Source organism: Bradyrhizobium sp. T-1 (genome assembly GCF_053592855.1).
Window position 1 is genome coordinate 1,244,692 of sequence record NZ_CM132115.1, and the last position, 26,355, is coordinate 1,271,046.

Genomic DNA, 26,355 nt, shown 5'->3' on the forward strand with positions numbered 1-26,355 from the left:
TTGCGCACAACGGGCCGGCAGCGACAAGCGAAGAGGCTCGCGACGTGACAGCTCATCTCGACGGCGAGATCCGCGACGGCCGCCATCATATGCAGGTCCGTGTCTATTACGAGGATACGGATTTCTCCGGCATCGTCTATCACGCCAATTATCTGCGCTACATGGAGCGCGGCCGCACCAATCATCTGCGGCTGATGGGCGCCGAGCAGCAGGCGCTGTTCGATCAGCCCGAGACGGAAGGTGCCGGCTTTGCCTTCGTCGTGCGCTCGATGCATCTCGATTTCCTCAAGCCTGCGCGAATGGACGACGTGCTCGACGTCGTGACCTGGCCGGTCGCGGTGAAGGGCGCGTCGATCATGCTGGCGCAAGAGGTGCGGCGCGGTGAGGACGTGCTTGTGAAGGCCGAAGTGCGCGTCGCTTTCATCAGCGGCGGCCGCGCACAGCCGATCCCCAAATCGATCCGCACGCTGATGAAGGCTGATCTGATTTCGTGATCGCCCGATAGGGGATCGCCTCTCGACTCCATGGCGAGCGGGGATAGATTGCGGTCCCGCAAACCGATGAGGCCATCATGTCGCGCCCACCGCTTCCGCCCTTCACCCGAGAGACCGCTGCGCAGAAGGCTCGCATGGCCGAGGACGCCTGGAATTCGCGCGATCCGGTGCGCGTGTCGCTCGCCTACACCGAGGACAGCCGCTGGCGCAATCGCTCGGAAGTGTTTCAGGGGCGCGAGGCCATCGTCGCATTCCTCACCCGCAAGTGGGAGAAGGAGCACGACTACCGCCTGATCAAGGACCTCTGGGCCTTCGACGACAACCGCATCGCCGTGCGCTTCCAGTACGAATGGCACGACGCGAGCGGCCAGTGGTATCGCTCCTACGGCAACGAGCAGTGGGAGTTTGACGAGCACGGTCTGATGCGGCGGCGCGAGGCCTCGATCAACGACATCGCGATCGCGGAAAAGGACCGCCGGTTTCACTGGCTCGCGCCGGGACCGCGGCCGGCGGATGTGCCGGGGCTGGGAGCCGATCCGTTCTGATCACCTAACCGCCCGCATCGCTCTTGCCTTTCACTTTTGGGAAGTCCTCCCAAAACCACATGCCGCCTAACGCCGTCACGAAACCGGCGGCCATTAGCATCCAGCCCTTCCACCGAAGTGCGAAGAACAGGAGATAGACTGCAGCCCCCAGCCCTACGACAAGTAAGGCGAATGCAAACATCAGGCTTACCGTGCGACGAATTGGACTCATTCCCTATCCAGCCTAAGACGTCCAGAGGTGCGCGACCGAGGCGCCGTGCGCTTTGCGAGAAACCTAGTAATCGCCCCACCGAGCTTCGCGCTGTCCATCGGCTCGGTCAGCGACGCCCTTGCCGTCGCCACGACCTCATCCGGCGCCTTGCCGTCGCGCAGCTCGCAGCACACCTGCGCGAACTCCACGTCGAATTCGGGATGCGGCTGCACCGTCAACGTCGCGCCGTTGGCGTAAAGCAGGCCGGCGTGCGGGGTGAACTCGGACGAGAGGATCGTCAGCGCATCGTTCGGCGGCTCGATGACCTGGTCCTGATGTGAGGCGGCGATCGCAACCGCCTCGCCCTCGACGACGCCGTTCTCCGGCAGCACCTGATAGACGTGCCGGCCGATGCCCCAGCCCTTCTCGGATTTGCGCACGGTGCCGCCGAGCGCCTGTGCGATCAGCTGATGGCCGAAGCAGATGCCGACCATCGGCGTCTTGTTGGCGTAGGCGGTGCGCACGAAATCTTCCAGCGGCGCGATCCAGTCCAGTCCGTCATAGACGCCGGCGGCAGCACCGGTGATCAGCACGGCTTCGAGCTTGCCCGGGTCGGGTAGCGCATCGCCATTCGGAATGCTGACGACGTCGACCGTGGCCGTCGGGTCTTCGGCGTGGACCATGCGCTCGAACATGTCCGGAAACGAGCCGTGCTGCTCGCGGTATTTTTGCGGAACCTGTCCGGTCTCGATGATGGTGATGCGTGCCATAATTTTTTACCCAGACGTGCCCCTCAGGTCAAAGGCTGCGAAGCTCAGTCGCTTCCTGCCCCATGTTGCTGGTGTGGCGCTGTGTGCTCCAACAGCGCACTCTCCTTGCGGATCTCGCCGAGAAAGGCTTTGGCCAGGCGCGACAGCGGCTCCGCCTCCGACCATAGCATGTAGGCGACCGCGCGGGTCGTCGGCGTGAATGGCCGGACGACGAGGCCATGGCCGCCGTTCTGGCGCGGCGAGAAGGGATCGACCACGGCGGCGCCGACGCCGGCGGCTGCGAGCACGCAGGCCGTGTTGCAATAGCGCACCTCGACCGTCGCCTGGAACGGCGCGCCGGCCCTGGCAAAACTGTCGCGCACGGCCTCGCCAAGCCGCGTGCCGCGCTCGAGCCCGATGAAGGGCAGGCCGGACAGATCGGAGGCCGAGATCACCGGCCTGTCGGCGAGTGGGTGCTGAGGCGGCAGCACGCAGACCATTTCGCCGGTGTGCACCACCTCATGCGCGATGCCGGGATGATGCGTCAGGCCGAGCGCGAAGCCGAGTTCGGCGACGCGGCTGAGCACGCCCTCGATGATGCCCTCATAGCGGCGCACGTCGAAGAACATGCGCGTCTCCGGACGGCGGCGCAGGAAGCCTGACAATGCGGAGGGAATGATGCTGTAGGCGAGCGGAGGCGTCGCCACGATCGCGAGATGCCCGGCGCGGTTCTCGCGCAGATCGCGCACGCGGTTCTCCAGCTTGGCGTGCAGCGCGAAGATCGCCTCGCTCTCCTTGTAGAGCGCCATTGCCTCTGCGGTCGGAAACAGCCGGTTGTTGACGCGCTCGAACAGCGCGAAGCCCGCCTGTGCCTCCATCGTCTTCAGCGCATTGCTGACTGCGGGCTGCGACAGTGCCAGCTCGTCGGCCGCCGCCACGGTGGTGCGGTGGCGGATGACGGCACGTAGGATCTCGAGCTGACGCAGGTTCATATCACTGCCGATTATACTCAGGGCCAAAACATCATAGCACCATGAATTGCTTTTGCAGCCCCACTTGCGCCTAATGGTCGCGGATTTGCATGCTGGATCAAGGGGTTCATTCGCCCATTGAGGCAGCACGCGCACAGATTGGAGGCCATCTTGGTTCGTGTCCTTCGCGCCGCCGCCGCCCAGATGGGGCCGACGCAGAGAGCCGATGCGCGCGAGCATACGCTGTCGCGGATGCTGGCCATGCTGGAGGAAGCTGCGAGCCGCGGCGCCAGCCTCGTGGTGTTTCCCGAGCTTGCCTTCACCACCTTCTTTCCGCGCTGGCTGCTGGAGGGCGCGGCCCTCGAGCAATATTTCGAGCACGGCATGCCCAACCCCGCCGTGGCAAAGCTGTTCGACCGTGCGCGTGCGCTGCGCGTCGGCTTCTATGTCGGCTATGCCGAGCAGACAGCAGAAGGTCGCCGTTATAATTGCGCGATCCTGGTCGATCGCGACGGCGAGATCCTTGGCCGTTATCGCAAGGTGCATCTGCCGGGCTCGGTCGAGCCGCGCGAGGGCGCGCGTTACCAGCAGCTCGAAAAGCGCTATTTCGAATATGGTGACCTCGGCTTTCCTGCGTTTCGTGCCGGCTCGGCCTGGGCGCACGCCATCATGGGCATGATGATCTGCAATGATCGTCGCTGGCCTGAATCCTGGCGCGTGCTTGGCCTGCAGGGCGTCGAGTTGGTCTGCATCGGCTACAATTCGGCGGCCTACGATCCCAATGGCGGCGTCACTGAAGATGCTTCCTTGCGCACCTTCCACTCGACGCTGGTGACGCAGGCCAACGCCTATATGAACGCGACCTGGGCGATCTCGGTCGCCAAGGCGGGCGAGGAGGACGGCTCCGGGCTGATCGGAGGCTCCTGCATCGTCGATCCCAACGGGCGCATCGTCGCGCAGGCCGCGACCCTGACCGACGAGGTGATTGTCGCCGACATCGATCTCGACCTCTGCCGGCAGGGCAAGGACAAGATGTTCGATTTCGCCGCCCATCGGCGGCCCGAGCAATACAGGGTGATCACCGAGCGCGCCGGCGTCATCGAGCCGGCCGTTCTCGATGCGGACTGACGTTGGCACGACGCTGGCAATGGATCGGTAAAGCAAAACGTTGGCAAAGGAGCTGACATGACGCGCCTCTCGTATTTCCTTGGGCTTGCAGCACTGGCTGCGGCGACGTCGTTGCGGGCGGGCGAGCTTCCGGCGGAAATCAAGCAAGCGGGCGCGCTGAAGCTCACGGTCAACTCGACCTACGCGCGGATGGAATATCGCGATCCCGCCAGCAACGAATTGGTCGGCCTCGACATCGATCTCGCCAATGAGCTTGCCAAGCGGCTCGGCGGTCTCAAGATCGTCTGGAGCGAGACGCCGTTCGCCGAGCTGATCCCGTCGCTCCAGACCAAGCGTGCCGATTTCATCATCTCAGGCATCTCCGACCGCGCCTCCCGGCGCGAGAGCGCGGATTTCGTCGACTACTTGACGACCGGACCGCAGTTCTTCGTGATGGCGGAGAGCGAGGCAAAGGCCGCGACCGATCTGTGCGGCAAGAAGGTCGGCACCACCCGCAGCACCAGCTTCCCGGTCGAGATCGAGAAATGGAGCAAGCCAAATTGCGAGGCGGCCGGCAAGCCGGCGATCCAATACGTGCCGGGCGAGAATTCGATCGACGTCCGCAACCAGCTCAAGCAGGGCCGTATCGACGCCGCCGTGCAGGGCAATGAGACGTTGCCCTATCTGATGGATCTCGAGCCGGGCACCTATGCGCCGGTTGGCGACGCGTTTGCGACGCAGTTCACGGGGATTGCGCTGCCGGTCAAGGAAAAGGTGCTGCAGCAGGCGATGGTCGATGCGCTGGACTCGCTGATCGCTGACGGAACGTATCGTACGCTGCTGGCGAAATGGAAACTGAGCGACAACGGAATAGAGAAGGCGACCATCAATGCTGGACAGTAAGGCACTCCAGAGCATCCCGCTCACCCCGGCCAACACCGCGGATCCCGCGCCGGACTATCCCTGGCCGAAGCCGTACAAGGCGGCGATGTTCCTCTCGTTCGACGTGGATGCGGAAAGCGCGTGGACCAGCAAGGACGCGGTGCACGCGCAGCGGCTCATCACCATGAGCTATGGCGGCTATGAGGCGCGCGTCGGCACGCCGAAGCTGCTGGAACTGCTCGATCAGCTTGGTCTCAAGGCGACGTTCTTTGTCACGGGATGGTCGGTCGATGCACATCCGGCGATGGCCGAATCCATCCTCAAGGCAGGCCACGAGATCGGCCATCACGGCTACCATCATCTGCTGCCCGATCCCGGCGATCCCTGGATCGAGGAGGAGATTGAGCGTGGCTTCGAGGCTCTGAAGCGCCGGCTCGGCGTCAAGCCGACCGGCTATCGCGCGCCTTACGGCGAATTCACCGAGGAACTGCGCGTCGCGCTGGTGCGCCACGGCATCGTCTACACCTCCTCCTTCCGCGACGACGTACGGCCCTATCGCCATCGCCTTGCCGACGGCAAGCCCGGCACGATCGAGCTGCCGGTGACCGCGAGCTATGACGACTGGATGCATGGTCTGTCCGCGCGCTTCAGCCCGCGCTCGATCTTTCCCAAGGAGCATGTGCTCTCGATGTGGAAGGACGAGCTCGACGAAGTTCGTGACTGGGGCGCGATGGTGACGACGGTGCTGCATCCACAATGCAGCGGCCGTCCGATGCGACTGCGCCTGTTGCGCGAGTTCCTGACCTACGCAAAATCGTGCCCGGACGTCTGGATTACCACCGGCGAGAAGATCGCGGAAAACTTCCTGCGCCACGAGGCCGCCAACCGTTGAGGCATGCCATGACCCGCCGCATCCTCGTCATCAATCCCAACTCCTCGGCGTCGGTGACGGCGGCGATCGACAATGCGGTGGCGCCGCTGCGCATCGCAGGCGGCCCCGGGATCGAGGTGGTCGGCCTCGCCGAGGGGCCACCGAGCATCAGCTCGCAGCGCGATGCCGACGGCGTCGTCATGCCGCTGGTCAATCGCGTCACGCGCGACGACGCGGATGCCTTCGTGCTCGCCTGCTTCAGCGATCCCGGCCTGCATGCGGTGCGTGAAGCCGCCGGCGGCCGCCCGGTGCTCGGCATTGCAGAGTGCGGCATCTTTCGTGCGCTGATGCTGGGCGAGCGTTTTGGCATCATCGCGCTGTCACCGTCGAGCATCCGCCGCCAGCAGCGCATGGCGCGGGTGATGGGCGTGGACAGCCGTTATGCCGGCAGCTGGTCGGTCGGCGCGAGCGCAGCGGAAACGGCGGGCGCGGATATCCGCGGACGGCTGATCGAGGCCGGCCGCGCGCTGGTCACGCAATGCCGTGCCGATGTCGTGGTGATGGGCTGCGCCGGCATGGCGTCGCATCGTGCAGCTATTGCGGAAGCGATCGGCGTGCCGGTGGTCGAGCCGGCGCAGCAGGCGGTTGCTGTTGCGATCGGCGCGGTCTTGTTGAAAACGTAAATCTTCAGGAGCCTCTGTTAATGCCCATCTCCCGCCGCTCGCTCCTCAAGGCTGCCGCAGCCGCGCCGGCACTTTCGCTGCCAGGCATCGTCCGCGCCGAAGCCCAGAGCACGCTGCGCTTCATTCCCGTCATCGACCTCGCCTTCGTTGATCCCATCTATTCGACTGCGCAGGTGTCGCGAAACCATGGGTTCATGGTCTACGACACGCTGTACGGCATGAGCTTTGCGCTCCACGTTTCGCCGCAAATGCTGTCGGGCCATGCCATCTCCGCCGACCAGCTCCAGTGGGACCTCACGCTGCGTGACGGGCTGTTCTGGCATGACGGCGAGCGCGTGCTCGCCCGCGATTGCGTCGCCAGCATCCGGCGCTGGGCCGCGCGCGACGGTTTTGGCGGCGAGCTGATGGAGGCAACCGCTGAGCTGTCGGCAGTTGACGACCGCACCATTCGCTTTCGCTTGAAACGTCCGTTCCCGCTGCTGCCGCAGGCGCTTGGCAAGGCCGCGATCAATGCCTGCTTCATGATGCCGGAGCGGCTGGCGAGCCAGGACCCGTTCAAGCCGCTGACAGAAGTGATCGGCAGCGGTCCGTTTCGCTATCTCGCCGACGAGCGCGTCCAAGGCGCCCGCAATGCCTACGCCAAATTTGAGCGCTATCAACCGCGTACCGACGGCAAGCCGGATTGGACCGCAGGTCCCAAGATCGTCCATTACGATCGGGTGGTCTGGACCACCACGCCCGATGCCGGCACCGGCGTCGCCGCGCTCCAGACCGGCGAGCAGGACTGGCAGGAGACCACGCCGCACGATCTATTGCCGATCATCAGGGCGGCCGGCGACATCGAGACGCGGATCCTCGATCCCCGCGGCTACGCCTGCATGCTGCGTCTCAATCATCTGCAGCCGCCATTCGGTAACCCCGCCATCCGCCGCGCGCTGTTGGGTGCGATCGACCAGGCCGCGTTCATGACCGCTGTTGCCGGCACAGATCCCGCGTTCCAGGTCTCGCCGGTCGGCTACTTTGCGCCGGGTACGCCGATGGCGAGCGATGTCGGCCTCGACGTGTTCCGCGGTCCGCGCAACTACGACAAGGTCAAGGCCGACCTGAAGGCCGCCGGCTACAATGGCGAGAAGATCGTGGTGCTCGTCCCCACCAATTCGCTGGCGCAGAAGCCGCTCGGCGAGATCGCGGTCGACAGCTTGCGTAAGGCCGGCATGAACGTCGAATATGCAGGGCTCGACTTCGCCGTCGTCCTGCAGCGCCAGCTCAAGAAGGACCCGATTGGGCAGGGCGGCTGGAGCGCGGCGGTCGGCAATTGGCAGGGCATCGACTGGCTCAATCCGGCCGGTAACACCAACATTCGCGGCGAAGGCAAGGTCGCCGGCTGGTATGCGAGCGAGAAGATGGGGGGCTTGCGCAGCCAGTGGCTGGCGGCGTCCGAACTCGCCGAGCAGCAGCGCATCTGCCGCGAGATCCAGGCCGTCGCGTTCGAGGAAATCCCCTATATTCCGATCGGCCTGTACAAGCAGCCGACAGCCTATCGCAAAGAGATCACCGGCATTCTCGACGGCACCGCCGTCTTCTGGAACGTGCGCCCCGCATGAGCACCGCAATCTTCGGCAGCTATGTGCTATCACGCAAAGACGGCGCGCAGGATGTGCTGCGCGACCATTGGGTCCTGGTCGAAGGCAAGACCATCGCCGCAATCACGCGCGACAAGCCCAGCGCCGATCGGGTCTACGATCGCCCCGGCCGTTTCGTGCTGCCGGGCCTCTTGAACCTGCACAATCACTGTTTCTCGGAAGCGGTGGCGCGCAGCCACAGCGAGGACGGCAACGGCCGCAAGAACAACCAGAGCATCGTCTATACGGTGTTGTTGCCGCTGACCAAGCGCGGCGCGGAGATTCTGTCGGCCAGGGAGCGTCTCGCTGTCGCGCGGCTCGGCATCCTCCAGCTGCTCAAGGGCGGCGCCACGACGGTGATGGAGCCGTTCAGGAATTCGATCCCCGAGATGTTCGACGCGGCGGAGGAGATGGGCATCCGCTTCTATGGTGCGCCGTATCTGTTCTCGACGTCCGATGCGAAGGCCGGCCCCGATGGCGTGGTGCGCTATTCCGGCGATGACGGCACCGCCGACATGGCGACATGGGATGCGCTCTACCAGCGCTGGAACAATCGCGGCGACGGCCGCATCAGCCTGGCGATGAGCCCTCATGCGACCGATACCTGTGGTCCGGATCTGCTCAAAGCCTGCGCGACACGTGCACGCGAGCTCAGCGTGCCCATCACGACGCACATGGCGCAGAGCCGCGCCGAGGTCGAGACCATCGGCAAGCGCTATGGCGGCCGCACGCCGGCGGAATATCTGGACTGGCTCGGCCTGCTGGCGCCCGATCTGATGGCGGCGCACTGCATGTTCAGCAGTGACGACGATCTCAAGCTGATGGCCGCGCGCGGCATGACTGTCCTCAATTGCCCGCGCGTGTTCGCGCGCGCCGGCGTCACCGCGGCGTTCAGCCGGTTCGCGGAGCATGGCGTCCGCACGGTAGTAGGCACCGACGGCTACAACATGGACCTGCTCGGCGAGCTCAATGCGGCCTCGCTGATCTCCAAGGTCACCTCGCAACGTGCCGATGTCGCGAACTCGCCGGAGCTGATCGAGGCGAACACGGCTGTCGCCGCAGACGTGATCAAGCGGCCGGATCTCGGCCGGATCGAGCCGGGCGCCACCGCCGATCTCACCGTCGTCGATCTCACCCATCCGCATCTTCAGCCGCTGTTCGATCCGCGCCGCGCGCTGATCGCGCTCGCCAACCGCGCCAACATCGATCAGGTCATGGTCGATGGCCGCATGCTGGTCGATGAGGGGCGCTATCTTGGCGCGGATGAAGCCGCGATCACCGCGGCGGGCGCCGCCGCGATCGGCAAGATCTGGGATCTGCCGGAGGCGCAGGCCGCGTTCAACGGCTGAGGGCGCCTCGACGAAGAAGGTGTGCTCCCTCTCCCGCCGCAAGCGGGAGAGATTGCAGCGGGCTCGTGGCGAGATCGATTCAACTCAAAGCGCAACGGCTAGCTCTCGAACTCGACAAGGGATTTGCGGATGGTCTCGACCAGGTCGAGCGCGACCGGCGAGGGGCTTCGCTGCGCCGGAAACACCGCGGAGAACTCGAAGTCGATGCGCGGCAGGAAGCGGCGCACGACGACGCCGCGGGTGGAAAATTCCTGCGCGGTAAAGGGGTCGCAGATCGCAACGCCAAGTCCCGATGACACCAGGCCGCACATGATCTCGGATAGTGCGGTCTCCACGCGCAGCACGCGGCGGACATCGTGACGATGGAAGATCTGGTCGACGAGGTGCCGGCTCGACGATCCCGCCGACAGCGAGATGAACGTCTCGCCCTCGAAGTCGCGTGGCTCCAGGACCTCCTTTTCCGCGAGGCGATGACCTGTCGGCAGCACCGCGACGCGCGCCGGCGCCGGCAGCTTCTGGCTCGGCAGACCGGAATGGGCGATCGGCACCTCGGCAAAGCCGACGTCGCACTGATTGTTGAGCACCCAATCGACCACGATCGGAGAGATGACGCCGAAGAAGGCAAGGTTGAGATTGGGCCGGTCTTTCAGGAACTGACCGGTCAGACGCGGCAGGTAGCCGTTCGACAGCGCGGGTAGGGCGGCGATCCGCAGCGAGCCGGTGCGGCGGCCGCGAATTTCTTCCGCCGCTGCGGTGATGCGTTCGAGGCCGATGAAGGAACGCTCCACCTCAGTATAGAGCGCCATCGCCGCCGCGGTCGGCACGAGGCCCGTGCCGCGCCGTTCGAACAGCTCCATCTTCAGCAGCGCCTGAAAGTCGCGCAGCAGCCGGCTCACCGCCGGCTGCGTCACCACCATCAGCTTGGCGGCCTCGGTGACGCTGCCGGTCAGCATCGTCGCGCGGAAGGCCTCCACCTGCCGCGAATTAATCCGCACCATCTCGATTTCCATTCATAACATTTGAGCATGCAGACGGTGCCATTATTCATTGGACGATGGAAGCTTGGGTTTGCGATCTTTTTCATCAGAGCCGGAGTCGGCCCGCTTTTTCGGCAGATTGGAGGGGTTCAACCCTCCAGATCGCGCCAAAACCAGCCGAACACAGGGGCCGGAGCCCGTTCGGAGAAGGTTTGCGCGGAAGGAAATGCGGCAACGCGCTTCGGCCAGTGATTTGTCGGCACGTCACCTCATTCCGGTATTGGAGATCGGTCCACATGAAGACTTTTCGCCTTCTGACCGCGGTCAGCATCGCTGCTCTCATCGCCGTTCCGTCCGCCGCCTCGGCCCAGCAGAAAACGCTCTATGTCGCCGGCTACGGCGGCTCGTTCGAGAAGACGATCCGCGACGAGGTGATCCCCACCTTCGAGAAGGAGAACAACGTCAAAGTCGAGTACGTCGCCGGCAATTCCACCGATACGCTGGCCAAGCTCCAGGCGCAGAAGGGCAATCAGCAGATCGACGTCGCCATCGTTGACGACGGCCCGATGTACCAGGCGATCCAACTCGGCTTCTGCGGCAAGCTCGACGGTCTGCCGGCTTCTGATCTCTACGACACCGCGCGCTTCAAGGATGATCGCGCGGTTGCGATCGGCATCGTCGCGACCGGTCTGATGTACAACACGAAGGTGTTTGCCGAAAAAGGCTGGGCGCCACCGACCTCGTGGAACGACCTGAAGGACACGAAATACGCAAAACAGCTCGTGATCCCGCCGATCAACAATACCTATGGCCTCGAAGCACTGGTGATGCTGTCAAAGATGAACGGTGGCGGCGAGTCCAACGTCGATTCCGGCTTCAAGATCTTCAAGGAAGAGATCAATCCGAACGTGCTCGCCTACGAGCCGTCGCCGGGCAAGATGACCGAGCTGTTCCAATCCGGCCAGGCCGTGATCGCGGTGTGGGGCACCGGCCGTGTGCAGAGCTTTGCGAATACCGGCTTCCCGGTCGACTTCGTCTACCCGAAGGAGGGCGCGGCGACGCTGCTGACGACGGCCTGTCCGATCACCAAGCCGAACGCCTCGCCGCTGGCGTCCAGCTTCGTCAAGATGCTGCTCGATCCCAAGATCCAGCTCGTGATGCTGAAGGACTACGGCTACGGCCCGGTGCTGAAATCCCTGAAGGTGCCGCCGGAACTCGGCAAGATGGCGCCGATCGGCGAGCGCGCGGCCAAGCTCTATAATCCGGACTGGGCCGTCATCAACGAGAAGCGCGAGGACTGGACCAAGCGCTGGAACCGCGAGGTCGAACGCTGATCGGTCGCAGCGGAGACAGCGTCATGGCCTTTCTCGAGCTCGATCGGGTCGCAAAACAGTTCGGCGCGACGACTGTGGTCGATGACTTCAGTCTCGCGGTGGGCAAGGGGGAGTTCATCTCCTTCCTTGGCCCCTCCGGCTGTGGCAAGACCACGACCTTGCAGATGATCGCGGGCTTTCTTGATCCTACAAGCGGCGCGATCCGCCTGGAGGACAAGGACCTGACCGCGATCCATCCCGCGAAACGTGGGCTCGGCATCGTGTTCCAAAGCTACGCGCTGTTTCCGCACATGACGGCGGCGGAGAACGTCGCGTTCGGCCTCGAGATGCGCAACGTGCCGCGCAATGAGCGGGGCGAGCGCGTCCGCTCCGCGCTCGCAATGGTGGGCCTCGCCGGCTACGAGGACCGCCATCCGCGCCGCATGTCCGGCGGCCAGCAGCAGCGCGTGGCGCTGGCGCGCGCGCTGGTGATCAAGCCGAGCGTGCTGCTGCTCGACGAGCCGCTGTCGAACCTCGACGCCAAGCTGCGCGAGGAGATGCAGATCGAGCTGCGCCAGATCCAGCGCACCATCGGCACCACCACGATCCTGGTCACCCACGATCAGAACGAGGCGATGTCGCTGTCCGACCGCATCGTGGTGATGAGCCAGGGCAAGATCGAGCAGATCGGCACGCCGCAGGAGACGTACGAAAGACCGGCCTCGGCCTTCGTTTCGCAGTTTTTGGGCAAGACCAACGATTTTGCCGGCACGATCGATCGGACCGTGGCGCCTGGGCAGTTGGTGGCAGGCTCGTGGAGCGCGCCGGCGCCGGCAGGCGTGAGCGGCCCTGTCACCGTCAGCATTCGCCCCGAACGCATCGGCTTCGGAGATGCCGGCCTTAGCGCGAAGATCGTCACGCGCATCTTCCAGGGCAATCACTGGCTGTTTCAGTGTGACAGCGAATGCGGCCCGGCGATCGTGATCCGCCAGAATGACGGCAAGGCGCAGCCGGCCGAAGGCGAGGCGGTTCGACTCGCCTGGCGGCCCGAGGACATGAGCGTGCGTGCGAGGGCCGGCGCATGAGCGCGGCCGCGGAGGAGCGCGGCGCGCGTGCGCCCTGGGCGCTGACCGCGCCCGCCCTGATGCTGTTCGTCGGCGTGCTGCTGATTCCGCTGGCGATGACCGTGATGCTGTCGTTCCATGATTGGGGTCAGTACAAGGGCATCGAGCCGGTCTTCATCCTCAAGAACTGGCGTGAGATCGCGACCGATCCCTATTACGCCGAGATGTTCTGGCGGACGTTTCGGATCGCGATCCTGACCACGCTGCTCACCGCGCTGCTTGGTGCACCCGAGGCCTACATCCTCAACCGCATGAGTGGTCGCTGGAAGAGCTTTTTCCTGCTGGTCATTCTCGGGCCGCTGCTGATCTCCGTGGTCGCGCGCACGCTCGGTTGGGCGCTGCTGTTCGGCGGCAACAACGGTCTCGTCAACAAGCTCCTGATGTCGCTCGGCGCGATCCATTCACCCATTCCCTTCATGTTCACCGAAACCGGCATGGTCGTCGCGCTCGCGCATGTGATGATGCCGTTCATGGTGCTGTCGGTATGGGCGGCGCTGCAGCGGCTCGATCCGCAGATCGAGAATGCTGCGATGTCGCTCGGCGCAGGATCCGTGACCATCATCCGCCGCATCATCATGCCGCAGATCATGCCTGGCGTGCTGTCGGGCGCGATCATTGTGTTCTCGCTCTCGGCCAGCGCCTTCGCGACGCCCGCCATCATCGGCGGCCGCCGGCTCAAGGTCGCGGCGACGCTCGCCTATGATGAATTCCTCAATACGCTGAACTGGCCGCTGGGAGCCGCCGTCGCGACACTGCTGCTGGTCGCGCTGGTGCTGATCGTCGTCGGCAGCAATGCCCTGATCGAACGCCGCTATGCAGAGGTGTTCCGATGAGACGGAACGGCCCGCTCGCCCTGATCTTCCATACCATCTTCGTCATCGTCATGGTGGCGCCGATCCTGGTGGTCTGCCTCGTCGCCTTCACGCCCGAAGGCTTTCTGTCGCTGCCGACGAACGGCTTTTCGCTGCGCTGGTTCAGGACCATCGCGAACTACCCCGAATTCATCCACGCGTTCTGGGTCAGCCTCGGGCTTGGCGCCTTGTCGTCCTTCGTCGCGTTGCTGTTCGCCGTGCCGGCCGCGCTCGCGATCGCGCGCTATCGCTTTCGCGGGCGTGATGCGCTGGCGGCGCTGTTCCTGTCGCCGCTGATGATCCCGCATGTGGTGCTCGGCATCGCCTTCCTGCGCTTCTTCACCTCGGCCGGGCTCGGCGGCAGCTTTGCCGCGCTGATCATCGCCCATGTCATCATCGTGTTTCCGTTCGCGCTGCGGCTGACGCTGGCGGCAGCAACCGGCATGGACCGCACGGTCGAGATGGCCGCAGTCTCGCTCGGCGCCGGCGGCTGGACGCTATTCCGCCGCGTGACTTTGCCCCTGATCTTGCCGGGCGTGATCAGCGGCTGGGCGCTTGCCTTCATCCAGTCCTTCGACGATCTCACCATGACCGTCTTTCTTGCAGCGCCCGGCACCGAGACGTTGCCTGTGCGCATGTTCCTTTATATTCAGGACAACATCGATCCGCTGGTGACGTCGGTCTCGGCGTGCGTGATCGCCGTTACCATGACCGCCCTCATTCTACTCGACCGCTTCTACGGGCTCGACCGTGTGCTCGCCGGCAAGGGCGATACGGGACGATAGGAGAACCCATGTCCAGGGAATACGACGTCGCCGTTGTCGGCGGCGGACTGCTCGGCTCCGCCATTGCCTGGGGCCTCGGAAGGCTCGGCAAGCGCGTCGCCGTGCTCGACGAAGGCGACATCACCAAGCGCGCCTCGCGCGCGAACTTTGCTCTGGTCTGGGTCCAGAGCAAGGGCCTCGGCATGCCCGCCTATACGGTGTGGACCGTGCGCGCGTCGGAGGCGTGGGGCCGGCTCGCCTCGGAGCTAAAGGAGCAGACAGGGCTCGACGTTTCTCTGCAGCAAAATGGCGGCTTCCATCTGACGCTCGGCGACGACGAATTCGGTCAGCGCACCGAGCTCGTCAAGCGTATGCACAATCAGACGGGTGCCGCCGACTACAAGATGGAGATGCTCTCGGCATCCGAGGTGAAGAAGTCGCTGCCGCTGATCGGGCCGGAAGTCTCGGGCGGCAGCTATTGTCCGCTCGACGGCCACGTCAATTCGCTTCGCACCTTCCGCGCCTTCCACACCGGCTTCAGGGAATTCGGCATCGACTATCTACCGGAGCTGCCGGTCTCGGCGATCAGCAAGAGCGGCGGCGAGTTCCGCCTGACCACGCCGAAGGGGGAGCTGCGCGCCGCCAAAATCGTGCTCGCCGCCGGCAATGCCAACCAGACGCTCGCGCCGATGGTCGGCCTCTATGCGCCGATGGGGCCGACCCGCGGTCAAGTCGTCGTAACCGAGCGCACCATGCCGTTCCTGCCGCATCCGCTGACCACGATCCGCCAGACCGACGAGGGCACGGTGATGATCGGCGACAGTAAGGAGGACGAACTGGACGATCGCACGCTGAAGCATTCGATCAGCGCTGTCATGACAGATCGCGCCCAGCGGATGTTTCCGCATCTCGCGCGGCTCAACGTCGTCCGAAGCTGGGCCGGCATCCGCGTGATGCCGCAGGACGGCTTTCCGATCTACGACCAGTCGGAGACGCATCCCGGCGCCTTCGTCGCCTGCTGCCATTCCGGCGTGACGCTCGCCTCCAACCACGCCTTCGAGATCGCGCGCATGGTGGCGCAAGGCGCGCTCGAGCCGGAGTTGGTCGGTGCGTTCTCTGCAAGCCGCTTCGGCGGCGCGGGCGCTGCGAACAACAGCGGATATTAGAGATACTGAAGGAGCCAAGAGGCATCCCATGTTTAGACGATCCGAACAGGACAAGCGCCCGCAAGTGCAGATCTTCGTCGACGGCGTCGCCGTCGCGGCGCGTCAGGGCGACACCGTGTCCGCCGCGCTGCTGGCGTCCGGTCAGGACGCGCGGCGCTCGACGGCAGTGAGCGGCGCGCCGCGTCTGCCCTATTGCATGATGGGGGTGTGCTTCGATTGCCTCGTCACCATTGACGGTGTCGGCAATCGCCAGGGCTGCCTCGTGCCCGTCGCCGAGGGCATGCAGATCGAGATTCAGAAGGGCAAGCGGGAGATCGAAAGATGACTGTGGCTCCCAAGCGCGAAGACTACGACGTCGTGGTCATCGGCGCAGGACCTGCCGGTCTTGCCGCTGCCGCGACATCCGCCGAAGCTGGCCTCTCGACGCTGTTGCTCGACGAGAACATCGGCCCCGGTGGCCAGGTGTTCCGAGCCATCGCCTCGACACCCGTGACAGACCGCAATCAACTCGGTGCCGACTATTGGGTCGGTGCCGATCTTGTGCAGGCGCTACGCGCGAGCAGTGCCGAGGTCATTCACCGCGCCACCGTCTGGAGCCTCGATCGCAACCTCGATATCGCTGTCTCGGTCGGCGGCGCGTCCGCTTTCGTCAAGGCCAAGCGCGTAATCCTCGCGACCGGCGCGCTGGAGCGGCCGTTTCCGATTCCCGGCTGGACCCTGCCGGGCGTGATGACTGCGGGCGCGGCGCAGACAATGCTGAAATCATCAGCCCTCGTGCCGGACGGCCGCACCGTGATCGCGGGGCAGGGACCGCTGCTCTGGCTGCTCGCCGCACAGATCCTGCGCCTCGGCGGCCGCATCGACCGCATCCTCGACACCACCGAGCGCGGCAATTATTTCGCGGCGCTGCCCCACGCGTTCGCGTTCCTGACCTCGCCCTATTTCGTAAAGGGCCTGTCGATGATGCGTGAGGTCAAGGCCAAGGTGCAGGTCGTCTCCGGAGTCACCGAGCTTGCGGCATCTGGCGACGGCCAGCTTGCGAGCGTGAGCTATGTTGCGGGCGGCAAACGCGAGACCATTCCTGCCGATCTGCTGCTGCTGCATCAGGGCGTCGTGCCCAACGTCAACCTTGCGATGTCTGCAGACATTGAGCATCGCTGGGACGATCTGCAACTATGCTGGTCGCCTGTGCTGGACGCGAGCGGCAATTCGTCGGTTGCCGGCATTGCGATTGCCGGTGATGGCGCTGGTATCGGCGGTGCCAATGCCGCCGTGGTCCGTGGCCGCATTGCGGCACGCGCCGCGGCCGAGGCGTTGGCGCCCGCGGCTGCCGCAAAGCTGCCGGCGATGGCAACGCTCCGCGCCGACCTTGCCAAGGCTGAACGCGGCCGGGTCTTCCTCGATACGCTGTTCCGCCCTGCGTCTCAGTTCCGCATTCCCTCAGGCGAGACCATCGTCTGCCGCTGCGAAGAGGTCACCGCCAAGGACGTTCTCGATTCCGTCGCGATCGGCGCGACCGGGCCGAACCAGCTCAAGGCCTATCGCCGCACCGGCATGGGCCCGTGCCAAGGCCGGCTCTGCGGCCTCACCGTCACCGAGCTGATGGCGCAGGCGCGTGGCAAGACTCCGCAGGAGATTGGCTATTACCGGCTGCGCGCGCCGGTGAAGCCGATCACGCTCGCCGAACTCGCCGCCGTCCCGAAGAGCGAGGCTGATATCAAGGCCGTGGTGCGCGGATGAGCCGAAACGTGGATGCGATCGTCATTGGCGGCGGCATCCATGGATGCTCGACAACGCTGCATTTGTGCCTTGCCGGCCTGAAGCCGGTGCTGATCGAGAAGGACTATGCCGGCCGTCACGCCTCCGGCGTCAATGCCGGCGGCGTTCGCCAGCTCGCGCGGCACGTCCCCGAGATCCCGCTGTCGATCCGCTCGATGGGGATCTGGGAGAAGATCAAGGATCTCCTCGACGACGATTGCAGCTTCGAGAGCCACGGCCAGGTACTGGTTGCGGAGAATGACGAGGAGCTCACCGTCTGCCGCACGCGCGTCGCCGAGCTCAACGCGCTCGGTTTTACCCATGAAGAGCTGATCGACGCGGCTGAACTGCGGCGCCTCGTGCCCGCGGTGGCCGAGACCTGTCCCGGCGGCGTGGTCTCGCGCCGCGACGGCGCAGCCAATCCGGCGCAGACCACGACGGCGTTCCGGCGCAAGGCCCAGCAGCTCGGGGCGATTGTGCGCGAGGGCGTCGCGGCCAGCAACATCCGCTATAGCGGTGGCCTCTGGTACGTCGATGCCGGCACGGAGACCTTTGCCGCGCCGGTGTTGGTCAATGCCGCGGGGGCCTGGGCCGGCAGGATCGCGGCTGCGCTCGGTGAGCCTGTGCCGGTCGAGACCGTGGCGCCGATGCTGATGATCACCTCGCGCGTGCCGCACTTCATCGATCCCGTCGTGATCCTGCGCGGGCGAAAACTCTCCTTCAAGCAATTCTCCAACGGCACCGTGCTGATCGGCGGCGGCCATCTGGCAACGCCCTATCAGGATCGCAACGAGACAGTGCTGGACTGGCAGAGCCTCGCCGTCAGCGCGCGCACCGTGTTCGAGCTGTTCCCGGTGATGCGCAGCGCCACGATCGTGCGTGCCTGGGCCGGCATCGAGGCGAAGATGAAGGACGACATTCCCGTGTTCGGGCCGAGTAGCCGCCACAGGGGGCTCTACCACCAGTTCGGCTTCTCGCTGCACGGCTTCCAACTCGGCCCCGGCGCCGGCGCCGTGATGGCGGAGCTGATCGTCGACGGCGGTACCCAGACGCGCGTCAGCGATCTCGGTATCGACCGCTTCCATCCCTCCACACTCTAAGAAGAGGACATCGTGAGCATCACCCGCAGCATTCGTACGCCCATCATGCACCGTGCGGTCGAAGCCAATGGCTTCGTCTTCGTCGGCGGCACGATCGCCGACGATACCTCGGTCTCGATGGGCGACCAGACCCGCAACATCCTCGACAAGATCGCCGGCAGCCTGAAGGAAGCCGGCACCGACAAGAGCCGCGTTGTCAGCGCCTCGATCTTCGTCACGGATCTCTCCAAGAAGAAGGAGATGGATGCAGCCTGGACCGAGTTCTTCGGCGACAATCTGCCGACCCGCGCCACCGTCGGCGTCGCCGATCTCGGCGGCGGGGCGCTGATCGAGGTGGTCGTCACCGCGCTCAAGGGCTGATCCGGTCAGGCAGTTCTGGCGAACATTCCAACCAGGGTCTCGCGCAGCCAGCGCTGCGCGGGAACGGTATCGTTGCGCTGGTGCCAGAACAGGCTGACGATGCGCGCCGGTGCCTGGAGCGGAAGCGGCATCGCGTGCAGAAACGGCGCATGGCGCGACTCGGAGCGGAGGTCGCGCGGCAGGACCGCGATGAGATCGGATTGCCGCACGGTCTCGTAGGCGGCGCTGTAATGGTTCACGGTTGCCACCAGATTGCGCGACATCCCGCGCGAGGCGAGGAACAGATCGTAGGACGGCTGCGTCTTTCCTGCCAGGCTCACATCGACATGCCGCGCGTTGAGAAAGGCGCGCGTGCCGAGCCGCTTCCCGGCGGCGAGCGGATGGCCGCGCCGCATGAAGCAGGCATAATCGACGGTCCAGAGCGAGCGTGAGCGAATGGAGGCCGGCTGCTGCGCCTCGTTGACATAGACGCTCAAGACGCAATCCACCCTGTTGTCCTCGAGCTGGTCGGCGATCTCCACGACGGTGTTCGGGACGGTGTGGACGCGCGACTTCGGTGCGACCTTGTCCAGATGCTTCAGCAGGTCCGGCATCACCAGCGAGGCCACATAGTCCGACATCGACAGCGTGAACTCGGTCTGGGCGCGGCCGGGATCGAACACCTGCTCGTCGAGCGCGCTGCGCATGCTTTCGAGCGCTTCGCCGATCGGCTCCCACAGCACCACGGCGCGCTGCGTGGGGCGGATCCCGGTGCCTGATCGCACGAACAAGGGATCGCCGAGCGCATCACGCAAACGCGCGAGCGCGTTGCTGACTGCGGGTTGGGTCATCGTCAGCGCGCTTGCGGCGCGCGTGACGCTGCCCTCGGTCATCAGCGCCTCGAAGACTTTCAGGAGGTTGAGGTCGAGCGCGCGAAACGACACACATTCACCGTGGTGATATATTAGATCAAGATTATAAATTATGACGATAATGTCACCTTGTCTATGGTTCCCTCCCGAGCGAGGCGCGGCGTGCCGCATTCAAGGGGGATTTTCATGTCAATGATCTCGGCGCGCATCGAGCGCCTTCCGTTTGCACGCTTCCACAAGCACCTGCTGCTGATGGGCGGGCTCGGCTACATGTTCGACGCGATGGACGCTGCGGTGCTGGCGTTCATCCTGCCGGTGCTGCGCACGGCGTGGAAACTGTCGAGCGTCGAGATCGGTGTGCTCGGCAGCAGCACCTATATCGGCTTTCTCTTTGGCGCCCTGTTTGCCGGCACGCTCGGTGACCTGATCGGGCGGCGTGCGGTGATGATGTCGGCCCTGGCTCTCTACTGCGTGGCATCCATCGTCAGCGCGATGGTCGATACATGGTCGTCGTTCTTTGTCGCTCGCATCATCGCTGGAATGGGGACCGGTGCCGAGAGCGCGATTATCGCACCCTATCTCGCGGAGTTCGTGGCGCGGCGTTACCGCGGCAGCTTCACCGGTGCCCTGGCCGGCTTCTTCTCCTTCGGCTTTGTGGCGGCGGCCCTGCTCGGCTACTTCATCGTGCCCTCCTACGATAATGGCTGGCGCATCGTGCTCGTGATCACGGCCGTGCCGGTCGTCATGCTGCTGTGGTGGCGGCGGGCGCTGCCGGAATCGCCGCGCTGGCTCGAAAGCCGCGGGCGGGAGCAGGAAGCTGAAGCCGTGCTGGATCGAATCGAGGCAGGCTTTGCCCGCGAGGGCCGTGTGTTGCCGCCGCCGGTCGTCGAAGCCGCGGCGCCCACCGGCACCGGCGGAACGCTGCTTGCCAATTTCGCCGCACTTTTGGTCGCACGTCAGGCACGCATCACCATCATGACCTGGATCATGTGGCTCGCGATCACCTTCAGCTATTATTCCTTCTTCGTCTGGATCCCCGGCCTTCTGGTCCAGAACGGCATGAGCATCACCAAGAGCTTCGGCTATTCGATCGCAATCTATTGCGCGCAGATCCCCGGCTATTTCAGCGCGGCGTATTTCAACGAGCGTATCGGCCGGCAGGCGACCATTGCGACCTATATGGTGCTCGGCGGCATCAGCGCGCTCGGCCTCGCCTTCGCCCAGACGGATCAGCACATCATACTGGCGGGAATTCTGCTGTCGCTGTTCATGAACGGCACCTATGCGGGCGTCTATGCCTACACTGCCGAGGTGTTCCCGACACCGATCCGGACCACCGGTGCCGGGCTTGCTTCGGCGATCGGTCGCATCGGCGCCATCGTGTCGCCAATCCTGGTCGGCTACCTCTATCCCAATTTCGGCTTCGCCGGCGTGTTCGGCGTCACCACCACCGTGCTGCTGTTGGGAGCGGTCACCGTCGTCCTGATGGGCGTGCCGACGCGCGGTCGTTCTCTGGAAGAGATTGCGACGGGTGAGGTTGCATGACGCGGACCAAAGCCAAGGCCGATCCGGGGCTCTGTGCCGTCGCGGCGGCGCAGAGCAAGGTGGACCAGCCGGGCGCGCTGTTTGCAGCGCTCGACCGGGCCCTCAAGTCGGCGATCGGGCACAAGCTGTTCACGATCCTGACTTATGACGGCGAGACCGGTGAGGCCGCGCGGATCTATTCCAATCTTCCCGGCTCCTATCCCACGGGCGGACGCAAGCGCCTGGCGCCGGGACCGTGGACAGAAGCCGTGCTTGACCGCGGCGAAGCCTATATCGGCCGCACGCAGGACGATTTGCGCAGCGTATTTTCTGATCACGAGCTGATTGCCTCGCTTGGCTGCGCCAGCGTGCTCAACATGCCCGTGCGCTGGCGCGGACGCACGCTTGGTTCACTCAATCTGCTGCACGAGGCCGGCTGGTATGACGAGGACGACGTCGCTGCCTGTCTCCCCTTTGCCCAGATGACATTGCCGGCACTCCTTGCGCCGGCGCTCTGACAGGAAACCACCATGCCCAGCATCCTCTTCAAGAATGCCGCTCTGCTTGACCCGCTCCAGCCGGAATTGTTGACGGACCATGACGTGCTGGTCGAGGACAATCTGATCAAGGAGGTCTCGGACCGGCCGATCAAGGTCACCGCTGATCGAACCATCGATCTGGAGGGCAAGACGTTGATGCCCGGCCTGATCGACCTTCACGTGCACACCATCGCCATCGAGCTCAACCTGGCGCAGCAGGTCCACATTCCCAACGTGCTGGTGACGCTGCGCTCGACGCTACTACTGCGCGGCATGCTGCGGCGAGGCTTTACGACCGTCCGCGATGCCGGCGGCGCCGGCCATGCGATGAAGCAGGCCATCGAGACCGGCCTGACCGACGGCCCGCGGCTGTTCGTGTCCGGCCGCGCGCTCAGCCAGACCGGCGGGCATGGCGACATGCGGGCGCGCTCGGATTACCTCGCCAGCGACACGACGTGTCCCTGCTGCGTGCGCGTCGGTGCGCTGGCGCGTGTTGCCGACGGTGTCGACGGCGTGCGCAGGGCGGTGCGCGAGGAGCTGCAGATGGGCGCCGACCAGATCAAGATCATGGCGTCCGGCGGCGTCGCCTCTCCGACCGATCCGGTCGGCGCCTTCGGCTACTCCGAGGACGAGATTCGCGCCATCGTCGAGGAAGCGCAGGGCCGCCAGACCTATGTGCTCGCCCACGCCTATACTGCAGCGGCGATCGCGCGCGCGGTCCGCTGCGGGGTGCGCACCATCGAGCACGGCAATCTCGTCGACGAGGCGGCCGCGCGGCTGATGGCCGAGAAGGGCGCCTATGTGGTCCCGACGCTCGTGACCTATGAGGCTCTCGCCAATGAGGGGGCACAATACGGCCTGCCGCCGGAAAGCGTCGGCAAGATCGCCGACGTCCGCGATGCCGGCCTGCGCTCGCTCGAGATCTATCGCAAGGCCGGGGTGAAGATGGGCTACGGCAGCGATCTGCTTGGACCGTCGCAGCGGCTCCAGAGCGATGAATTCCGCATTCGCGCGGAAATTCTCGGCGCGCGCGAGGTCATCACTAGCGCGACATTGATCGGTGCCGAAGTGCTCGGCATGCAGGGCAAGCTCGGCCGGATCGTGCCCGACGCTCTTGCGGATCTGCTGGTCGTCGATGGCAATCCACTGCGCGACGTCACGTGTCTGCTCGGTCAGGGCGAGCACATTCCGCTAGTGATGAAGGCGGGCAAGGTTCAATTCGACAGGCTGGCCGCGTAGCTGCCGTTTGCGCCAGGTGCGGCTTGATCTCCAACCTCAGCAGGGCTAATTAACAGTTCTCAATCAGGATACTTACAGCCATGGATTTTACCCCGACCGCAACGCCCATTCGCTTTGCTCACGGGGAATTCCATGCCTGCTTCGATCATCCTGTCGCGCCTGTCGCTGTCCACACCTGACGGCCGCTCGCTTCTCTCCAACATCGATCTGACCTTCGGCGCGGAACGCGCCGGCCTCGTCGGCCGCAACGGCGTCGGGAAGACAACGCTGCTTGCCGCAATCACGGGCGAGCATGTTCCGCGGTCGGGGCGCGTGATTGTCAATGGAGCCGTCGGGCTCCTGCGCCAGGACGCTCAGCTTCGTCCGGATGCGACGGTCGTCGACCTCTTCGGCGCGCGTGATGCTCTGAACGTGCTCCGCCGTGCTGAGCGCGGCGAAGCCTCGGCAGATGAAATTGCCGAGGTCGACTGGACCCTCGAGACGCGGCTGGCATCCGCCCTTGCCCGCGTCGGCTTCGATATCGCGCCCGACACCGCATTGGACCGCCTGTCGGGCGGGCAGGTGACCCGCGTTCGTCTCGCCGCACTGCTCTTTGCGGAGCCTGACTTTCTGCTGCTGGATGAGCCCACCAACAATCTCGATCGGGACGGGCGCCGTGCCGTGATCAATCTGCTGGCGAGTTGGCTCGGCGGCGCGATCGTCGTCAGCCACGACCGGTCTTTGCTCGAGACCATGGACGCCATTGTCGAGCTGACTTCGCTCGGAGCCACGCGCTATGGCGGTCATTTGAGCAGCTATCGCGCGCAGAAGGCTGTCGAGCTCGCCGCCGTCAGGCATGACCTCGCGCATGCCGAGAAACATCTGTTCGAGATCGACGGCAAAGCGCAGGAGGCGGCCGAACGCAAGGCCCGCAAGGACAGCGGCGGCAGGAAGAAGGGCGCCAGGGGCGACATGCCGCGTATTCTGGCGGGCGCGCGTAAGGATCGCAGCGAAGACAGCGGCGGCAAGACCGCGCAGATCACCGAGAGGCGGCGCGCGGAGGCGGTCGATGCGGTCGACACCGCTCGCCGGCGCATCGAGATCCTTCAGCCGCTATCCGTAAAGCTGCCCTCGACGCAGCTGCCGGCGGGGAGGGAAGTCGTCCGGCTCGATCGCGTCAGTGCCATCTATCAGCCCGAGCGGCCGGTGTTGCGTGATCTGTCGCTCACGATTGTCGGTCCGGAGCGCGTCGCGATTGTCGGACCCAATGGCTCCGGCAAGACGACGCTGCTTAAGCTTGTCGCGGGCGAGCTCCGCCCCGTTGCGGGCACCGTGCGGGTCAGGCCGGACTTCGCGCTGTTCGATCAGAAGGTCAGCCTGCTCGATCCCGCGACCTCGATCCTCGATAATTTCGAACGCCTCAATCCAAGAGCGGGCGCGAATGAATGCCATGCCGCCCTGGCGCGCTTCATGTTTCGCGCCGACGCAGCCTTGCAGATCGTCGGCAGCCTGAGCGGTGGGGAGCTGTTTCGCGCGGGGCTTGCCTGCGTGCTGGGTGGATCGACGCCGCCGTCACTTCTGATCCTGGACGAGCCGACCAATCATCTGGACCTCGAATCCATCGCAGCGGTCGAAGCGGGCTTGAGCGCCTATGACGGCGCTCTGCTTGTCGTCAGTCATGATGAGACGTTCTTGCAGACCATCGGGATCACGCGGCGGCTCGATCTCAGCGACGCCGTGCTGCGCGCCGATGGCGGGATCACCTGATCCCGCCGCGTCGTTCGTGTAAGGCTCAAAAACCCGACGCTCTGCCCCCAGCGCGCCGGGTGGAATGGATGAATATCAATCGGTGATCCCAACGTCATTGTTGTGACGCGTGCCTCACCAATTTACTACTCCGGGAACCTACCGCGTTGGAACCACGCTGCGACGATGTGCGGTCATCGTTACGCGCTGCCGCCAGGCTCCAGCGCTTCGCCGATCTCCAGCGGATGCGCCAGGGTCTCGTGCAGCGCTTCGCGATCGAGCTCGCCTTCGGAGATGCTGATGACGACACAGGCGACGCCGTTTCCGATCAAATTGGTCAGCGCACGGCACTCGCTCATGAACTTGTCGATGCCGACCAGGATCGCGATCGACTGGATCGGGATATCAGGAACGATCGAGAGCGTCGCGGCCAGCGTGATGAAGCCGGCGCCGGTTACGCCGGAGGCGCCCTTCGAGGTGATCATGGCGATGCCCAGAATCCCGAGCTCCTGCCATATCGTGAGGTGCGTGTTGGTCGCCTGCGCCAGGAACAGCGTCGCCAGCGTCATGTAGATGTTGGTGCCGTCGAGGTTGAAGCTGTAGCCGGTCGGGATGACGAGGCCGACCACCGAGCGCGAGGCGCCGAGATGCTCCATCTTCTGGATCATCTGCGGCAGCACCGTCTCGGACGACGAGGTGCCGAGCACGATCAGCAGTTCGTCCTTGATGTAGGCGATGAAGCGCAGGATCGAGAAGCCGGCGAGGCGGGCGATCGCGCCCAGCACGATCAGCACGAACAGGATGCTGGTGAGATAGAACGTGCCGATCAGGGCGGCGAGGTTGAGCAGCGAGCCGAGGCCGTAGGCGCCGACGGTGAACGCCATCGCGCCGAACGCACCGATCGGTGCCACGCGCACGATGATGCGGATGATGCCGAAGAACATCTTGGCCGCCTTGTCGACGGCCTCCGCGATCGGCTCGCCGGCCTTGCCGAGGAAGGCGATGGCGAAGCCGGAGAGGATCGAAACCAGGAGCACCTGGAGCAGGTCGCCGCGCGCGATCGCACCAAAATAGCTGTCCGGAATAATTCCCATCAGGTGGGCGACGATACCGTCCTCCTTGGCCTTGGTGACGTAAGTCGCCACCGACTTCGGATCGATCGTGGCCGGGTCGATATTGAAGCCGTGCCCGGGCTGGAGCACCTCGCCGACCAGGAGGCCGACCGCCAGCGCCACCGTCGAGACCGTCTCGAAATAGATCAGCGACTTCAGCCCGACCCGGCCGACGCGCTTGAGGTCGCCCATCGACGAGATACCGTGCACCACGGTGCAGAAGATCACCGGCGCGATCATCATCTTGATCAGTGCTATGAAGCCGTCGCCGAGCGGCTTCAGCGCCTTGCCGAGATCCGGATAGAAGTAGCCGATCAGCACTCCGAGCGCGATCGCGATCAGCACCTGGACATAGAGAATCTTGTACCAGGACTGGTGCCGGCGGCGGGCGGCTGGCTGGATCGCGATCTGTGTCATAAGCTAAGTCTCGGCGCGCATTGATCTTGCCCGATTTACATCATGTGATGATCGCAGCATAAGCAACAATCA

At 64.8% G+C, this 26,355-nt stretch carries 27 protein-coding genes; 21 read left to right on the forward strand and 6 right to left on the reverse strand.

Annotation, left to right across the window (positions count from 1 at the left end; translation table 11 throughout):
- Window positions 1-44: 44 nt before the first annotated feature.
- Both ybgC and ACWAT4_RS05970 read left to right on the forward strand, forming a co-directional pair.
- The gene (ybgC, locus tag ACWAT4_RS05965) at window positions 45-494 is read left to right on the forward strand and encodes a tol-pal system-associated acyl-CoA thioesterase (protein ID WP_194466161.1); all 450 of its coding nucleotides are present in this window, start codon (window positions 45-47) and stop codon (window positions 492-494) included.
- 77 nt (window positions 495-571) lie between these two features.
- Window positions 572-1,039 (forward strand): nuclear transport factor 2 family protein, encoded by a 468-nt coding sequence (locus ACWAT4_RS05970; RefSeq protein WP_449730025.1) that lies wholly within the window; start codon window positions 572-574, stop codon window positions 1,037-1,039.
- A 4-nt stretch (window positions 1,040-1,043) separates the two neighbouring features.
- Here the strand turns inward: ACWAT4_RS05970 and ACWAT4_RS05975 are convergent, their stop codons facing one another.
- Genes ACWAT4_RS05975 through ACWAT4_RS05985 form a run of 3 tightly spaced genes read right to left on the reverse strand, consistent with a single transcriptional unit; the run spans window position 1,044 to window position 2,970 of the window.
- A complete protein-coding gene (locus tag ACWAT4_RS05975) occupies window positions 1,044-1,250 on the reverse strand; it encodes a hypothetical protein (protein ID WP_212298298.1) in 207 nt (68 codons plus the stop codon).
- Window positions 1,247-1,999, reverse strand: a complete 753-nt coding sequence (locus ACWAT4_RS05980) for a type 1 glutamine amidotransferase (protein WP_212425881.1) — start codon at window positions 1,997-1,999, stop codon at window positions 1,247-1,249. Before ACWAT4_RS05980 ends, ACWAT4_RS05975 begins: the two co-directional genes overlap by 4 nt.
- A 44-nt stretch (window positions 2,000-2,043) precedes the next feature.
- Window positions 2,044-2,970, reverse strand: a complete 927-nt coding sequence (locus tag ACWAT4_RS05985) for a LysR family transcriptional regulator (RefSeq protein ID WP_449730026.1) — start codon at window positions 2,968-2,970, stop codon at window positions 2,044-2,046.
- 183 nt (window positions 2,971-3,153) lie between these two features.
- On the opposite strand from ACWAT4_RS05985, the gene ACWAT4_RS05990 reads away from it, so the two are divergent.
- From ACWAT4_RS05990 to ACWAT4_RS06015, 6 genes are read left to right on the forward strand one after another with little or no spacing between them, the layout of a single operon-like run.
- A complete protein-coding gene (locus ACWAT4_RS05990) occupies window positions 3,154-4,077 on the forward strand; it encodes an N-carbamoyl-D-amino-acid hydrolase (RefSeq protein ID WP_449731167.1) in 924 nt (307 codons plus the stop codon).
- Window positions 4,078-4,134: 57 nt separating this feature from the next.
- A complete protein-coding gene (locus tag ACWAT4_RS05995; protein WP_449730027.1) occupies window positions 4,135-4,959 on the forward strand; it encodes an ABC transporter substrate-binding protein in 825 nt (274 codons plus the stop codon).
- On the forward strand, window positions 4,946-5,830 hold the full coding sequence (locus ACWAT4_RS06000; protein WP_212425886.1) for a polysaccharide deacetylase family protein: 885 nt from the start codon (window positions 4,946-4,948) through the stop codon (window positions 5,828-5,830). The genes ACWAT4_RS05995 and ACWAT4_RS06000 overlap by 14 nt, the downstream gene beginning before the upstream one ends.
- Before the next feature lie 8 nt (window positions 5,831-5,838).
- Complete coding sequence (locus ACWAT4_RS06005; protein WP_449730028.1) at window positions 5,839-6,492, forward strand: aspartate/glutamate racemase family protein; 654 nt, start codon at window positions 5,839-5,841, stop codon at window positions 6,490-6,492.
- Between the two features lie 20 nt (window positions 6,493-6,512).
- A complete protein-coding gene (locus ACWAT4_RS06010; protein ID WP_449730029.1) occupies window positions 6,513-8,096 on the forward strand; it encodes an ABC transporter substrate-binding protein in 1,584 nt (527 codons plus the stop codon).
- A complete protein-coding gene (locus ACWAT4_RS06015; RefSeq protein WP_449730030.1) occupies window positions 8,093-9,463 on the forward strand; it encodes an amidohydrolase family protein in 1,371 nt (456 codons plus the stop codon). The genes ACWAT4_RS06010 and ACWAT4_RS06015 overlap by 4 nt, the downstream gene beginning before the upstream one ends.
- 98 nt (window positions 9,464-9,561) lie before the next feature.
- Here ACWAT4_RS06015 and ACWAT4_RS06020 read toward each other — a convergent pair whose 3' ends face one another.
- On the reverse strand, window positions 9,562-10,461 hold the full coding sequence (locus ACWAT4_RS06020; RefSeq protein WP_212425890.1) for a LysR substrate-binding domain-containing protein: 900 nt from the start codon (window positions 10,459-10,461) through the stop codon (window positions 9,562-9,564).
- Window positions 10,462-10,736: 275 nt separating this feature from the next.
- Here ACWAT4_RS06020 and ACWAT4_RS06025 point away from each other — a divergent pair, with 275 nt between their 5' ends.
- From ACWAT4_RS06025 to ACWAT4_RS06065, 9 genes are read left to right on the forward strand one after another with little or no spacing between them, the layout of a single operon-like run.
- On the forward strand, window positions 10,737-11,774 hold the full coding sequence (locus ACWAT4_RS06025) for an ABC transporter substrate-binding protein (protein ID WP_449730031.1): 1,038 nt from the start codon (window positions 10,737-10,739) through the stop codon (window positions 11,772-11,774).
- A 23-nt stretch (window positions 11,775-11,797) separates the two neighbouring features.
- Window positions 11,798-12,838: an ABC transporter ATP-binding protein gene (locus ACWAT4_RS06030; RefSeq protein WP_212425892.1), complete on the forward strand. Its 1,041-nt coding sequence runs from the start codon at window positions 11,798-11,800 to the stop codon at window positions 12,836-12,838.
- Window positions 12,835-13,710 (forward strand): ABC transporter permease, encoded by an 876-nt coding sequence (locus ACWAT4_RS06035; RefSeq protein WP_449730032.1) that lies wholly within the window; start codon window positions 12,835-12,837, stop codon window positions 13,708-13,710. The genes ACWAT4_RS06030 and ACWAT4_RS06035 overlap by 4 nt, the downstream gene beginning before the upstream one ends.
- Window positions 13,707-14,513 carry an ABC transporter permease gene (locus ACWAT4_RS06040; protein ID WP_212298282.1) on the forward strand — a complete coding sequence of 269 codons (807 nt, stop codon included), beginning with the start codon at window positions 13,707-13,709 and terminating at the stop codon, window positions 14,511-14,513. Before ACWAT4_RS06035 ends, ACWAT4_RS06040 begins: the two co-directional genes overlap by 4 nt.
- An 8-nt stretch (window positions 14,514-14,521) precedes the next feature.
- On the forward strand, window positions 14,522-15,658 hold the full coding sequence (locus tag ACWAT4_RS06045; protein ID WP_212298281.1) for an NAD(P)/FAD-dependent oxidoreductase: 1,137 nt from the start codon (window positions 14,522-14,524) through the stop codon (window positions 15,656-15,658).
- A 28-nt stretch (window positions 15,659-15,686) separates the two neighbouring features.
- The gene (locus tag ACWAT4_RS06050) at window positions 15,687-15,983 is read left to right on the forward strand and encodes a (2Fe-2S)-binding protein (protein ID WP_212446296.1); all 297 of its coding nucleotides are present in this window, start codon (window positions 15,687-15,689) and stop codon (window positions 15,981-15,983) included.
- Window positions 15,980-17,398, forward strand: coding sequence for an FAD/NAD(P)-dependent oxidoreductase (locus ACWAT4_RS06055; RefSeq protein ID WP_449730033.1), 1,419 nt, complete (start codon window positions 15,980-15,982; stop codon window positions 17,396-17,398). The genes ACWAT4_RS06050 and ACWAT4_RS06055 overlap by 4 nt, the downstream gene beginning before the upstream one ends.
- Window positions 17,395-18,516: an NAD(P)/FAD-dependent oxidoreductase gene (locus tag ACWAT4_RS06060; RefSeq protein ID WP_449730034.1), complete on the forward strand. Its 1,122-nt coding sequence runs from the start codon at window positions 17,395-17,397 to the stop codon at window positions 18,514-18,516. The genes ACWAT4_RS06055 and ACWAT4_RS06060 overlap by 4 nt, the downstream gene beginning before the upstream one ends.
- Before the next feature lie 12 nt (window positions 18,517-18,528).
- Window positions 18,529-18,876 (forward strand): RidA family protein, encoded by a 348-nt coding sequence (locus ACWAT4_RS06065; protein WP_449730035.1) that lies wholly within the window; start codon window positions 18,529-18,531, stop codon window positions 18,874-18,876.
- A gap of 5 nt (window positions 18,877-18,881) precedes the next feature.
- Here ACWAT4_RS06065 and ACWAT4_RS06070 read toward each other — a convergent pair whose 3' ends face one another.
- The gene (locus tag ACWAT4_RS06070; protein ID WP_249149270.1) at window positions 18,882-19,748 is read right to left on the reverse strand and encodes a LysR family transcriptional regulator; all 867 of its coding nucleotides are present in this window, start codon (window positions 19,746-19,748) and stop codon (window positions 18,882-18,884) included.
- A gap of 165 nt (window positions 19,749-19,913) precedes the next feature.
- On the opposite strand from ACWAT4_RS06070, the gene ACWAT4_RS06075 reads away from it, so the two are divergent.
- From ACWAT4_RS06075 to ACWAT4_RS06090, 4 genes are all read left to right on the forward strand, one after another.
- Entirely contained in the window at window positions 19,914-21,272 is a 1,359-nt protein-coding gene (locus tag ACWAT4_RS06075; RefSeq protein ID WP_449730036.1) for an MFS transporter, read from the forward strand.
- Window positions 21,269-21,769, forward strand: a complete 501-nt coding sequence (locus tag ACWAT4_RS06080) for a GAF domain-containing protein (protein WP_449730037.1) — start codon at window positions 21,269-21,271, stop codon at window positions 21,767-21,769. The genes ACWAT4_RS06075 and ACWAT4_RS06080 overlap by 4 nt, the downstream gene beginning before the upstream one ends.
- 12 nt (window positions 21,770-21,781) lie before the next feature.
- Window positions 21,782-23,029, forward strand: coding sequence for a metal-dependent hydrolase family protein (locus ACWAT4_RS06085; protein ID WP_449730038.1), 1,248 nt, complete (start codon window positions 21,782-21,784; stop codon window positions 23,027-23,029).
- A 132-nt stretch (window positions 23,030-23,161) separates the two neighbouring features.
- Entirely contained in the window at window positions 23,162-24,775 is a 1,614-nt protein-coding gene (locus tag ACWAT4_RS06090) for an ABC-F family ATP-binding cassette domain-containing protein (RefSeq protein ID WP_449730039.1), read from the forward strand.
- A gap of 179 nt (window positions 24,776-24,954) precedes the next feature.
- Here ACWAT4_RS06090 and ACWAT4_RS06095 read toward each other — a convergent pair whose 3' ends face one another.
- Window positions 24,955-26,283 carry a dicarboxylate/amino acid:cation symporter gene (locus ACWAT4_RS06095; protein ID WP_449730040.1) on the reverse strand — a complete coding sequence of 443 codons (1,329 nt, stop codon included), beginning with the start codon at window positions 26,281-26,283 and terminating at the stop codon, window positions 24,955-24,957.
- Window positions 26,284-26,355 lie beyond the last annotated feature (72 nt).

Excerpts from the sequence above, each read along its gene's own strand:
- ACWAT4_RS06000 (WP_212425886.1), top strand. The coding sequence starts at position 4,946 with ATGCTGGACAGTAAGGCACTCCAGAGCATCCCGCTCACCCCGGCCAAC.
- ACWAT4_RS06040 (WP_212298282.1), top strand. The coding sequence starts at position 13,707 with ATGAGACGGAACGGCCCGCTCGCCCTGATCTTCCATACCATCTTCGTC.
- ACWAT4_RS06055 (WP_449730033.1), top strand. The coding sequence starts at position 15,980 with ATGACTGTGGCTCCCAAGCGCGAAGACTACGACGTCGTGGTCATCGGC.
- ACWAT4_RS06020 (WP_212425890.1), bottom strand. The coding sequence starts at position 10,461 with ATGGTGCGGATTAATTCGCGGCAGGTGGAGGCCTTCCGCGCGACGATG.
- ACWAT4_RS05980 (WP_212425881.1), bottom strand. The coding sequence starts at position 1,999 with ATGGCACGCATCACCATCATCGAGACCGGACAGGTTCCGCAAAAATAC.
- ACWAT4_RS06035 (WP_449730032.1), top strand. The coding sequence starts at position 12,835 with ATGAGCGCGGCCGCGGAGGAGCGCGGCGCGCGTGCGCCCTGGGCGCTG.
- ACWAT4_RS06050 (WP_212446296.1), top strand. The coding sequence starts at position 15,687 with ATGTTTAGACGATCCGAACAGGACAAGCGCCCGCAAGTGCAGATCTTC.
- ACWAT4_RS06060 (WP_449730034.1), top strand. The coding sequence starts at position 17,395 with ATGAGCCGAAACGTGGATGCGATCGTCATTGGCGGCGGCATCCATGGA.
- ACWAT4_RS06015 (WP_449730030.1), top strand. The coding sequence starts at position 8,093 with ATGAGCACCGCAATCTTCGGCAGCTATGTGCTATCACGCAAAGACGGC.
- ACWAT4_RS06045 (WP_212298281.1), top strand. The coding sequence starts at position 14,522 with ATGTCCAGGGAATACGACGTCGCCGTTGTCGGCGGCGGACTGCTCGGC.
- ACWAT4_RS06095 (WP_449730040.1), bottom strand. The coding sequence starts at position 26,283 with ATGACACAGATCGCGATCCAGCCAGCCGCCCGCCGCCGGCACCAGTCC.
- ACWAT4_RS05985 (WP_449730026.1), bottom strand. The coding sequence starts at position 2,970 with ATGAACCTGCGTCAGCTCGAGATCCTACGTGCCGTCATCCGCCACCGC.
- ACWAT4_RS06025 (WP_449730031.1), top strand. The coding sequence starts at position 10,737 with ATGAAGACTTTTCGCCTTCTGACCGCGGTCAGCATCGCTGCTCTCATC.
- ACWAT4_RS05995 (WP_449730027.1), top strand. The coding sequence starts at position 4,135 with ATGACGCGCCTCTCGTATTTCCTTGGGCTTGCAGCACTGGCTGCGGCG.
- ACWAT4_RS06090 (WP_449730039.1), top strand. The coding sequence starts at position 23,162 with ATGCCTGCTTCGATCATCCTGTCGCGCCTGTCGCTGTCCACACCTGAC.
- ACWAT4_RS06080 (WP_449730037.1), top strand. The coding sequence starts at position 21,269 with ATGACGCGGACCAAAGCCAAGGCCGATCCGGGGCTCTGTGCCGTCGCG.
- ACWAT4_RS05970 (WP_449730025.1), top strand. The coding sequence starts at position 572 with ATGTCGCGCCCACCGCTTCCGCCCTTCACCCGAGAGACCGCTGCGCAG.
- ACWAT4_RS06005 (WP_449730028.1), top strand. The coding sequence starts at position 5,839 with ATGACCCGCCGCATCCTCGTCATCAATCCCAACTCCTCGGCGTCGGTG.
- ACWAT4_RS05975 (WP_212298298.1), bottom strand. The coding sequence starts at position 1,250 with ATGAGTCCAATTCGTCGCACGGTAAGCCTGATGTTTGCATTCGCCTTA.
- ACWAT4_RS05990 (WP_449731167.1), top strand. The coding sequence starts at position 3,154 with ATGGGGCCGACGCAGAGAGCCGATGCGCGCGAGCATACGCTGTCGCGG.
- ACWAT4_RS06085 (WP_449730038.1), top strand. The coding sequence starts at position 21,782 with ATGCCCAGCATCCTCTTCAAGAATGCCGCTCTGCTTGACCCGCTCCAG.
- ACWAT4_RS06030 (WP_212425892.1), top strand. The coding sequence starts at position 11,798 with ATGGCCTTTCTCGAGCTCGATCGGGTCGCAAAACAGTTCGGCGCGACG.
- ACWAT4_RS06010 (WP_449730029.1), top strand. The coding sequence starts at position 6,513 with ATGCCCATCTCCCGCCGCTCGCTCCTCAAGGCTGCCGCAGCCGCGCCG.
- ACWAT4_RS06075 (WP_449730036.1), top strand. The coding sequence starts at position 19,914 with ATGTCAATGATCTCGGCGCGCATCGAGCGCCTTCCGTTTGCACGCTTC.
- ACWAT4_RS06070 (WP_249149270.1), bottom strand. The coding sequence starts at position 19,748 with ATGACCGAGGGCAGCGTCACGCGCGCCGCAAGCGCGCTGACGATGACC.